At 49.7% G+C, this 11,181-nt stretch carries 11 protein-coding genes; 5 read left to right on the forward strand and 6 right to left on the reverse strand.

Going from position 1 to position 11,181, the window contains the following annotated elements; genetic code table 11:
* Window positions 1-52: 52 nt before the first annotated feature.
* Genes NZ772_05960 through surE form a run of 3 tightly spaced genes read left to right on the forward strand, consistent with a single transcriptional unit; the run spans window position 53 to window position 2,128 of the window.
* Complete coding sequence (locus NZ772_05960) at window positions 53-688, forward strand: hypothetical protein (protein MCS6813103.1); 636 nt, start codon at window positions 53-55, stop codon at window positions 686-688.
* A gap of 34 nt (window positions 689-722) precedes the next feature.
* Window positions 723-1,409, forward strand: coding sequence for a lecithin retinol acyltransferase family protein (locus NZ772_05965; protein ID MCS6813104.1), 687 nt, complete (start codon window positions 723-725; stop codon window positions 1,407-1,409).
* Window positions 1,406-2,128, forward strand: a complete 723-nt coding sequence (gene surE, locus NZ772_05970; GenBank protein MCS6813105.1) for a 5'/3'-nucleotidase SurE — start codon at window positions 1,406-1,408, stop codon at window positions 2,126-2,128. Before NZ772_05965 ends, surE begins: the two co-directional genes overlap by 4 nt.
* Window positions 2,129-2,340: 212 nt before the next feature.
* Here surE and ureC read toward each other — a convergent pair whose 3' ends face one another.
* Entirely contained in the window at window positions 2,341-4,068 is a 1,728-nt protein-coding gene (gene ureC / locus NZ772_05975; GenBank protein MCS6813106.1) for an urease subunit alpha, read from the reverse strand.
* A gap of 254 nt (window positions 4,069-4,322) precedes the next feature.
* Between ureC and NZ772_05980 the strand changes: the two genes are divergently transcribed.
* A complete protein-coding gene (locus tag NZ772_05980) occupies window positions 4,323-4,829 on the forward strand; it encodes a TIGR02652 family protein (GenBank protein MCS6813107.1) in 507 nt (168 codons plus the stop codon).
* A gap of 30 nt (window positions 4,830-4,859) precedes the next feature.
* Here NZ772_05980 and NZ772_05985 read toward each other — a convergent pair whose 3' ends face one another.
* The 5 genes from NZ772_05985 to ahcY form a co-directional block, all read right to left on the reverse strand.
* Window positions 4,860-6,398, reverse strand: a complete 1,539-nt coding sequence (locus NZ772_05985; protein ID MCS6813108.1) for a mercuric reductase — start codon at window positions 6,396-6,398, stop codon at window positions 4,860-4,862.
* The gene (locus NZ772_05990; GenBank protein MCS6813109.1) at window positions 6,395-7,165 is read right to left on the reverse strand and encodes a TVP38/TMEM64 family protein; all 771 of its coding nucleotides are present in this window, start codon (window positions 7,163-7,165) and stop codon (window positions 6,395-6,397) included. The genes NZ772_05985 and NZ772_05990 overlap by 4 nt, the downstream gene beginning before the upstream one ends.
* 556 nt (window positions 7,166-7,721) lie before the next feature.
* Complete coding sequence (locus NZ772_05995) at window positions 7,722-7,862, reverse strand: hypothetical protein (GenBank protein ID MCS6813110.1); 141 nt, start codon at window positions 7,860-7,862, stop codon at window positions 7,722-7,724.
* A gap of 161 nt (window positions 7,863-8,023) precedes the next feature.
* A complete protein-coding gene (gene tatA, locus NZ772_06000; GenBank protein ID MCS6813111.1) occupies window positions 8,024-8,212 on the reverse strand; it encodes a twin-arginine translocase TatA/TatE family subunit in 189 nt (62 codons plus the stop codon).
* Window positions 8,213-8,349: 137 nt separating this feature from the next.
* Window positions 8,350-9,627: an adenosylhomocysteinase gene (ahcY, locus tag NZ772_06005; GenBank protein ID MCS6813112.1), complete on the reverse strand. Its 1,278-nt coding sequence runs from the start codon at window positions 9,625-9,627 to the stop codon at window positions 8,350-8,352.
* 283 nt (window positions 9,628-9,910) lie between these two features.
* Here ahcY and NZ772_06010 point away from each other — a divergent pair.
* A partial coding sequence (locus NZ772_06010) for a ribonucleoside-triphosphate reductase, adenosylcobalamin-dependent (GenBank protein ID MCS6813113.1) occupies window positions 9,911-11,181 on the forward strand: 1,271 nt, incomplete at its 3' end.

The raw sequence follows: 11,181 nt of genomic DNA on the forward strand, positions 1-11,181 counted from the left end.
GAGGTTAGGCGTAGTCATGCTTAACCTCGTTATTTCAACTATGGCGGTACCTATGTCTAATGTTCTGCTGAGAGATCGAGACTATACTTTCATTGTGGCTAAGAGCAAACGAGCAGCCGCAGAAAACCTGCCTGTTATTACTAGACGTTGGTTGTCAGCTCAGGATGCAATTGTAGCGTTGGCTAAGCAGTGTGAAGGTTTTGATGGGGATGGTATTACAGTATACATCAATCCAGCGAGTTCGGGAAACTCCGAGCTATTTCAACGGTACGACCATTTGCGCAGCCATGAACTCGATCAGGTCTTTGCCGAAAACATTCCGCTGGATAGCTTGAACTTAAACACTGTATTGCAGATGGCTCTTGATGATTACTTTGAGCGTAAGACTGCTAAGCGAACTAAAGTAAATGGAGAAATTGTGTTAGTGGTTACCGATGGTGAACCTCAAGATCGGCGAGCGATCGTGAAGACGATCGTTAATGCTACTCAGCGTATGGATGTTGATGAAGAACTGGGAATTGGGTTCATTCAAATCGGAGATGACGCGCTTGCCAGAGGATTTTTGACAGTTCTCGATGATGACCTGCGGGTGGCTGGTGCCAAGTTTGATATTGTGCATACACGACTGTTAAGTGACATTGAATCCAGTTCGCTAGCAGCATTTCTAGTAGAAACCATTACCGATTGAAATCAGCAAACCTAAAACAAGGAATACACTCACAATGGCCAGAGGTGACCAAATCTATACCCTACGTGATTTTATGAATATGGAGGGCTTGTATGAACACCACGGTATTGATTGTGGAGATGGTACTGTAATCCACTATCGCAAGGGCACAGAGACGGTTACCCGAACATCGCTAGAGGAGTTTACAGATGGTCGGCCAATATATGTCAAGACCTATAAAGTTTCCTACATTCCAGACGTAACCGTGCGTCGGGCAGAGAGTCGTCTAGGAGAACAGGAATATAATTTGTTAACGAATAACTGCGAACATTTTGCCACGTGGTGTAAGACTGGTGTTAGTCGCAGTGCGCAAGTAGAGAACTTTGTGTCTAGGTTACCTAATTTTAATATCGATGAGTTGGGAAGTGCAGTCTTCACGGCTCTCCAGAAAGAGAAAGATACAACCTTGCCAACAGCCTTGCAGGAAGCGCTAACAACGATTAAGACAGCTTGGGATGACTTGCTCCCCAAATATGACCTTGCCCGTCATGATTATGACGCTTGGAGCGCGGTAGCAATGCAAGCACTGCAAAAGGGTAGAGATGATTTGGCTAGGGCAGCCATTCAGAAGAAGTTGGCTGCGAAAAAGCTAGCCACAGAGTTTAAGGCTCAGCTTGATCAGTTGGCTAAGATGACCGAGAACCTAACTCGCCAAAGTCGCGATTTCAACATCAAGCTATGACGATCGTCCTCACCAATGATGACGGTATTGATGCCCTTGGACTGGCTGCACTCTTCCAAGCAGTGAAGATGGTGGCTCCATCAATGGGCTTTATGACACTTGGTCAGCACTCATCAACCATCATCACAGTTGCGCCCGTGGAAGAGATGTCTGGCTGTGGACACCAAGTAACAACTCGCCAGCCGATTGCAGTGCATCGGCGATCGGACGTTGCCTATGCGATTGGGGGCACACCGGCTGACTGTACTCGCCTTGCCCTCAGTCATCTTTGCCCCGATGTCAAACTTGTAATTGCTGGCATTAATGCTGGTGGCAATCTGGGGGCTGATATTTACATCTCTGGAACCATAGCGGCTGTCAGAGAAGCTGCCCTGCACCAAATTCCTGCTATTGCAATTTCCCACTATCGCCAAGGCAGACGGGAAATTGACTGGGAACTAGCGACCCGCCTTACCCAGCATGTCCTTACCCAATTACTAGCGCGACCACTGTCCCCTAAAACCTTTTGGAATGTGAATTTGCCCCATTTACAGCCAGGGGATCCTATGCCTGCGATCGTAGACTGTCCCCTCTGTCGGCAACCATTGCCTGTGAGCTATTACCAGGATGAGCAAGGCTTTCACTACAATGGCAAGTATGGCGATCGGCAGCGCGATCCTGGTGCGGATGTTGAAGTCTGCTTATCGGGACAAATCTCTGTTACTCAACTTTGTATCTAGCCCCTTAATCCAGGGCAAAGCCCTGCGAGCGAACGGATAGCAAACAGATAGGAACTGAGCCTTCCATAAGCGCCCTGACGGCCTTATGGGCAAAATTGAGCCAACCAGTGCTGATAATGCTTGGAAAGCAGATTGGAAAGCAGACCGTAAACCTGACCAGTAGATATTGAGACAGTTGAGGTTATTGACCACTGCTGATTTGAGCTATCAGACTAAAACAGAAAATATCGCTGTGCCATTGGTAGTACGGTAGCAGGTTCACAGGTGAGCAGTTCGCCATCGGCTCGCACTTCGTAGGTTTCTGGGTCTACTTCCATGTGAGGTAGAGCATCGTTTAACTTCAGGTCACGCTTAGTGAGGTTACGGGTGCCACTAACGGCAACAGTGGTTTTTTGCAGGCCAAGTTGTTGGGGAATACCTGCTGCCATTCCAGCTTGGGAAAGAAAGGTAAGGGACGTGGTGGCGATCGCCCCGCCAAAGCTACCAAACATTGGGCGCATATGCACAGGTTGAGGGGTGGGAATGCTGGCATTGGCATCTCCCATCTGTGCCCAGGCAATGAAACCACTCTTAAGAACGATTTCTGGTTTCACGCCAAAGAAGGCAGGTCGCCACAGGCAGAGATCGGCTAGCTTGCCCACTTCTACAGAGCCGACGTGTTGGGCAATGCCGTGGGTAATAGCTGGGTTAATAGTGTATTTAGCAACATAGCGTTTGACGCGGTAATTATCATTGCGATCAACGCTATCTACCTCTCCAGTGCCGCCTGCAAGCCAACCACGCTGCACCTTCATCTTATGTGCTGTTTGCCAAGTGCGAATAATCACTTCACCAATGCGACCCATGGCTTGGGAATCGGAAGAGATCATGCTAAAGGCTCCTAGGTCGTGAAGGATATCTTCGGCAGCGATCGTCTCTCGTCGAATCCGGGACTCAGCAAAGGCCACATCTTCAGGAATGCTGGGGGAAAGGTGATGACACACCATCAGCATATCTAGGTGTTCATCTAGGGTGTTAAGGGTGTAAGGACGAGTGGGATTCGTAGATGATGGCAGCACATTAGCCTGACCGCAGACTTTGATAATGTCAGGGGCATGACCACCCCCTGCACCTTCAGTGTGGTATGTATGAATGGCTCGTCCTTTAAAGGCTGCAATCGTATCTTCCACAAAGCCAGCTTCGTTCAGGGTATCGGTGTGGATAGCGACTTGCACGTCAAACTCATCGGCAACGGAGAGACAGGTGTCGATCGCCGCTGGTGTGGTGCCCCAGTCCTCGTGAAGTTTCAGGCCAATTGCCCCTGCTCTCACCTGTTCCACTAGTCCTTGCGGTTGGGCACTGTTGCCCTTGCCCAAAAAGCCTAAATTCATTGGAAAGGCATCAGCAGCCTGTAACATTCGATACATATTCCAAGGGCCTGGGGTGCAGGTAGTGGCATTGGTACCTGTGGCAGGGCCAGTGCCGCCGCCGATCATGGTGGTAATGCCAGCAGCGATCGCCGTTTCAATCTGCTGGGGACAGATAAAGTGAATGTGAGAGTCAATTCCCCCAGCCGTTAGAATCATGCCCTCCCCAGCCAACGCTTCAGTACCAGGGCCAATGATAATGTCCACATTGTCTTGGATATAAGGGTTGCCTGCTTTGCCAATCTTGTAAATCTTGCCGTCTTTAATCCCCACATCTGCCTTGACGATACCCCACCAGTCTACGATTAGGGCATTAGTGATTACCAAATCCACGGCACCATCGGCATTAGCTATCGGCGATTGTCCCATGCCATCTCGAATTACCTTGCCCCCACCAAACTTAACCTCGTCGCCATAGGTGGTGTAGTCTTGCTCAACCTCGATAATCAACTCAGTGTCGGCCAAGCGGAGGCGATCGCCCACCGTAGGGCCATAGGTTTCTGCGTAAGCGCGACGATCCATCCTATAGCTCATGACAACTCCTTACACGTTCTTCACGGGCAACATCTTCCCTAGCAGCCATTGATGCTAGTAGACCTTACTATACAGCGCGATCCATCCCATTGAATGCTCAATTCAAACAAGCGGCCACATTTTGGTAAGGTTTCGTCTGCCAGAAAATCTCCTCTGGTGGGGGCAACCCAATTCCTCGCCTCCCATGGCTATAATAATCACTGTAAAAGCACTATGATTAGCGTTGTTGCCATTCTTGGACGATGCTTCAACCAATGAGTCTTGGCTTACAGTATCCGATTTTTGGCCCTGAAATTCAGTGTCCCCACTGTCGGCAGACTATTCCGGCACTGACGCTGACTGACACCTATCTTTGCCAGCGCCACGGGGCTTTTGAGGCTGATCCGAAAACAGGCGAGTTGGTACATCTCCAGTCTGGTCGTCACTGGCGGCTGTGGAATGATGAATGGTATCGTCAGCACACGCATCCCGATGGTATTCGGTTTGAAATTCATGAAGCCCTTGATCGGCTCTACACCCAAGGCTATCGCGCTACTAAAGTTATTATTGCCCGTCGCTACCGAGAGTTAGTAAGTGCCTATCTGGAACGTAATACACCTTGGCGTGCCCAAAGTGAATCGTCAAGTTTACGGCTATATGGCTTGCCTGTTGAATTTAGTGCCGAATCTGATACTGATGTCCGTTGGGATGTGATTAACTTTGACATTGACAAAGAACCTGGAACACCTGTGCGATATCCCTATTTTCGACTATTTGAGTAGACTTTTTAGGTAGCCCTTAGACTGCGGATTTTAGCTAGGTAGCTGCATTAAAAATTTGAGCAATGCTGTTGAACGAGGGGTCAGCAGAGTGCGGCGATAGGCATCGGCTGCTTTACGAATGGCCTCAGCTTGAGTGGGGTAGGGGTGGATAACACTAGAGATTTTTCCTAACCCTAGGTCATGCACCATGGCAAAGGTGATTTCGTTAATCATATTCCCAGCATGGCTAGCCACGATCGTAGCACCCAATATTTTGTCAGTGCCCTTGCGTACATGGATTTTGGCAAACCCTGCAGTTTCATCATCACATACAGCCCGATCAAGGCTGTCAAAAGGAATCTTGAAGGTTTGAACAGAAATCCCTCTGACCTGAGCTTGAGTTTCTGACAGTCCCACATGGGCAATTTCCGGATCCGTGTAGGTCACCCATGGCATGACAATGTTACTGAGGCGGTAGCGTCCCCAACGAAAGGGAGAAAATAGGGCATTTTTGATAACGATACGAGCAGCAGCATCGGCAGCATGGGTAAACTTCCAGTCCATACAACAATCGCCAGCAGCGTAAATGTGGGGATTGCTGGTTTGCAGATAATCATTCACCCAAATACCTCGCTGCGCGGTGTAGTCTACACCAGCAGCTTCTAGGTTCAGGTCTTCTATGTTGGGGGCGCGGCCTACTGACACCAGCACTTGATCCACTACGGTGCTGGTCACTTGGCCTGCTGCTTCATAGTGGAGGGTGATGGCATGGTGACTGCGCTCAACCCGATGAAACCGACCACTTAGCACTAACTTGATGCCATCTTTGCAGAACTGTTGCTGCACAATTTCAGCAGCATCGGCATCTTCTCGGTCTAGGATATGACCGTGCTTATGAAACAAGGTGACCTCGCAGCCTAAGCGTCGGAAGGCTTGGGCCATTTCGCACCCGATCGGCCCCGCCCCAATTACGGCTAGTCGCCCTGGACGCTCTGTGAGATTAAACACAGTTTCGTTGGTTAGGTAGTTAATATCAGCTAAGCCTGGGATTTTAGGGTCAGCAGGGCGCGCTCCAGTGGCAATCACTGCTTTCCGAAACCGCAGTGTTTGGTCACTCACCTGCACAGCATTGCGATTAATGAATTGTCCTGTTCCTAAAAACACATCTACACCCAGTTTGTGCTGAAAGCGCTGTACTGAGTCGTGATGACTAATGCTTGACCGCAGACGACGCATCCGGGCCATGACTGCTGGAAAATCCACTCTAGCATCGTGGACATGAATCCCATAGTCCCTAGCACGATTAATGTATCCCATCACCCGTGCTGAACTAATCACACACTTGGAGGGTATACATCCCACATTTAAGCAATCGCCACCCATCAGATGCTTTTCTACCAGGGCAACCTTTGCTCCCAAACCAGCCGCACCCGCAGCCGCCACTAGACCAGCAGGGCCAGCTCCAATCACTACTAAGTCATAGCGATCGACTGGTGTTGGGTTAATCCAAGTTGCTGGATGCAGATGCTCGACCAGGCGCTGGTTATAGTCATCCATGGGCGGAATATTAATCTCCTGAGCAGGCATCATGGCTCATCGCCTCCATTCAATTTAGGCTCATCTGTCGATAATGATGTGTCTACTGCTATAGCCTGTTGCAAGGCTGATCGGGCAATGCTAGTTACATAGAGCGTTACAGCGATTGTAGCTATAACCCCAACACTGTTTAAAACAATTCGTAAACGCTCAGCCGCTGGAGACAAATTTATGGCAGTGCCTAGCGTGGCTAAATCTCCCAAGAGTGAGCCAATGTAGACATACAGAAAAGTACCTGGAATCATGCTAATGGATCCCAACACATAGTCGCTAAGGGATACGTTGGTAATGCCGAAGGCATAGTTGAGAAGACTGAAGGGGAATAGTGGGGAGAGCCGAGTCAGCACGACAACTTTAAAGCCTTCACGGGCAATAGCTTGGTCGATCGCTGCAAATTTAACATTGCCCGCAATTTGTTTGGCAACCCAATCACGAACTAGATAACGACTGATGAGAAACGCCAATGTTGCCCCTGTTGTAGCAGCAATGAAGACATATACTGAACCCCACACTACACCAAACAGAATGCCACCGCCTAGGGTCAATAGCGAGCCAGGAACAAACATAATAGTGGCCATGCTGTAAATAGCAATGAAGGCGATCGGCCCCCAGGCTCCCAAACCCTCTACCCAAGCCAACATTGTCTGAAATAGGGCTTGTAAATCTAACACCTTGATCGCTACGATTAGCACAGCAACAACACATGCCAAGCCTATCAGCTTTAGCCACAAGTACGATCGAGGGCTGGGATTAATTGTCATGTCATTGCGCCTAACGTTGCATACCGATAATTCGGGCGTTCAACAGATCTACAGTTGCTATACTTCCGATAGGTTGCCTTGAGGCTAAATTACCCTTGGGCTACTGGCGGGTAGGTAACTAACTACTTATAACCAACTACTTAAGACTAGCTACACCAAAGGTCGATGAAACTGTCGGCATCAAACGGCGGTTGAATTAAAGTAGTCAAGGCTGGCAGTATCTGGAATTGCATAGCGCTGTGAGCCTGTTGTTTGCTGGAGCCGCCTTAGGTTGATGTAATTCCCCTCGTTGATGGGGTAAGCGGGGGTTTGGTGGTTGCCAAAATGTCAGATGCTTTATGCAACCCCACGTGGAGAATCGGGGCTTGAGTCAGTGCGGAAGGTGCGATCGAACTCTAACGCGATCGAACTCTAAAAAGTGCTTGCCATTCTCAACCACAATGCGGGCACTACCCACTAGTCAGATGCTCAGCCTTAGATGCTCAGCCGTAAAAAATCTGCCCAACTTCAACATGCTAGCGTTATCCCTTTTGTTTTCAGCCGTAGGAGAACTAGCCTAGGTGGTATTGGGACTAGCAGCAGGACTAGAGACAACGGGAGGTGATGCTTCTAGTGCAGGAGGTTGTGTGCAGCTAGGGATCGTGCCTGTAGCTAACATGACAGCGGCAACGCTCGCGGCTAACTGATGAAGTCTCATGGGAGTGATCCTGTGAATAGACTACTCTTAATTACGAACAGTATTATGAACAGCGCTGAACCTGCATCTCTTCTGGGAAGACCCTAAGAATGCACTGAAAAATCGTGCTGCTACAACACTAGCTCAAGCATGAGAGTGTCAGCCGAGACTGAATTCAAGTGCTAAGCTGAGCGATCGTTCGGTTCATCAGTGGATTCTGTAATTTCGTCTGTCGGCTCGTTTAGCTCTTGCTTGAATCCGCGTAGGGTTTTGCCTAAGGCACTACCTAATTCAGGAATTTTCTTAGGCCCAAAAATGACGACAGCAACGATGAGAATAATGACCACCTCAGTCCACCCTAAGCCAAACATACAACATCTCCCTAGTCATCGATAGCAGAAACCGCTTGAACAAGCGTAGCAGTAGTCTTGCTCAAGCGGTGAATATTTGACACAATACTCAGCTTACCTAGGCCCTGTAGTTTAGGCTAGCACAAAGGGGAAATTGCCTAGGTGCCCATTGTCCAAGAGTTCATGTATTCTACCTGCTCTGGAGTCAGGGTGTCGATCGCAATGCCCATGGCCTGTAACTTAAGGCGAGCAATTTCTTGGTCAACTTCTGGGGGAATCGAGTGAATACCAGGTTCTAGAGTGCCTTTATTTTTTACCAGATATTCGCAGGCCAAAGCTTGGTTAGCAAAGCTCATATCCATCACTGCACTAGGATGACCTTCAGCCGCTGCTAGGTTAATCAAGCGTCCCTCGCCCAGTACAATCACCGACCTACCGTTACTGAGACGATATTCTTGGGTAAACGGACGCACGGTTTTGATGTCTCTAGCCTTACTAGCCAGTGCCTTCAGGTCAATCTCAATGTCAAAGTGACCAGAGTTGCAGACGATCGCGCCATCTTTCATCACATCGAAGTGTTCACCTCGAATGACGTGCTTATTACCCGTAACAGTAATGAATAGATCGCCCAAGGGAGCAGCCTCAGCCATGGGCATCACCCGGAAACCATCCATAACCGCCTCAATGGCACGTACTGGATCTATCTCGGTTACAATCACATTGCCACCCAGGCCACGCGCCCGCATAGCAGTACCTTTGCCACACCAGCCATAACCACAGACCACGATGGTTTTGCCTGCTAACAGGATATTCGTTGCCCGAATGATGCCATCTAGGGTAGATTGGCCGGTGCCATAGCGGTTGTCAAAGAAGTGCTTGGTATCTGCATCATTCACGTTCATAGCAGGGAAGGTCAACACCCCGTCAGCAAACATGGCCCGCAGGCGTACAATCCCCGTAGTAGTTTCTTCGGTAGTACCAATCAGGTCAGCAATTTGGTGCTTACGCTGCTGAACCAGGGTAGCCACGACATCACTGCCATCGTCGATGATGATATTAGGACGATGATCAAGGGCAATTTGCACATGGCGATGGTAGGTTTCGTTGTCCTCACCCTTGATCGCGAATACGCCAATGTCATAGTCTTCAACTAAACAGGCAGCAACATCATCTTGGGTAGAAAGAGGATTGCTAGCGATCAGCACGGCATCTGCTCCAGCGGCTTTTAGGGCGATCGCCAAGTTGGCTGTTTCGGTAGTGACATGGCAGCAGGCAACTAAGCGGATTCCATCCAGAGGTTTTTCCTTGGCAAAGCGATCGCGAATCTGACGCAGAACAGGCATTTCCCGACCTGCCCACTCAATGCGCTGTCGTCCCAAAGGGGCTAGAGAGATGTCTTTGATTTCATGCTTCAACCGAACCGTGGTCGCTGTCATGGATGTGATTCCTCAATCTAGTGAAACTTAGCAATTTTAACCTAGCGTAACTATAACTAAATGTCATGCTGAAAGATCGCGCTGTCTTGCTTAGGGACATCGCCTAGTACCAATTTCCCGCCAATGGAATTACTGAGGCAAGATAGCCTGACCTCTAGTTGAGGCATCAACAATTGCAAAAAGATAACGAAATCACGGAAAACAACGATCGCAAAAAAATGGTTCGCTACCCTGGATGTAGTGTTACTATTCAAGCTCGTGTCCCATACCTGGTAGTCATCCTATGGTTCAAGAACTTGCACGATCGCCCCGTGTCGGTCAGGATGCTCGCACAACAGCCCTTCAGACTGACCTGCCATCCCCAACAATCCCCAGCGACCCCTTTCCAGCTAGCGCCCCAGTAGCAAACCCTGTGTTTTTCCGTACCTACAGCCGTCGGGTCGGCAATCAGCGAGAGAGCTGGCAGCAGGTGTGCGATCGAGTCACGGCTGGTCTAGCAACGCTAGGCAAATTCACACCCGCAGAAACCGCCTTAATTCAGCGGATGCAGCAGTCTTTGAAGGCGCTTCCGGCTGGGCGCTGGCTCTGGGTAGGGGGCACCGCTTGGATGGAAAAACCAGAGAACTTTTCCGGTGCCTATAACTGCACTAGCACCAACGTCGTAGATTGGCGGGCTTTTGGTTTGATGATGGATTTAGCCATGATGGGCTGCGGTACGGGTGCCGTCTTGGAACCAAAATACATCAGCCAATTGCCTGCTATTCGCAATCGACTTGTGGTGACTGTCCAGGGTGAAATTGGCTCTACACCAGCTCCTCAACGTCGGGAACAAACCGAGATTCAAATTCATGGCAATCAAGTGCGGATGATGGTTGGTGATAGTCGTCAGGGTTGGGTTACGTCTTACCAGACCTTGCTGGAGCTGTCTACGGATGAGCGGTTTACAGGGGATGTGCATGTGATAGTAGACGTGAGTGATGTGCGATCAGCAGGGGAACCCCTGAAGGGCTTTGGGGGTGTGGCTAACCCCGTGAAACTATCAGGACTGTACAATCGCTGTGCTGCCATTCTCAACAAAGCGGTGGGACGGCAATTGACCTCGGTAGAGTGCTGTTTGCTGATTGATGAGGCAGCGGTGACGATCGTGGCTGGTAACATTCGGCGGAGTGCTGGAATGCGCCAGTTCGATAGCCATGATCAGTTGGGGGCAACAGCCAAAGATAACCTGTGGCAACAGGATGCTGATGGTAATTGGCGCATTGATCCGGAACGGGATGCGCTGCGGATGGCAAACCATACTCGTGTCTTTCATCACCAACCAACAGAGCAGGAATGTATCGATGCAGTACGGAAGCAATTTTACTCTGGTGAGGGTGCAATTCAGTACGCGCCAGAGGCGATCGCCCGTGCCAATGCTGACCTGCTGACCACACCTGATCAAAAAGCTGCCTTTCTAGCCGCTTACTTGCAAGGACAAGCTAGGGATTGGCTCCGGCAGAACTACCCAGCAATGGACGGTCGGGAACTTGAGCATCGTCTCCAGCGCTATGGTCT

This window comes from Cyanobacteriota bacterium (assembly GCA_025054735.1).
Lineage (GTDB): Bacteria > Cyanobacteriota > Cyanobacteriia > SKYG9 > SKYG9 > SKYG9.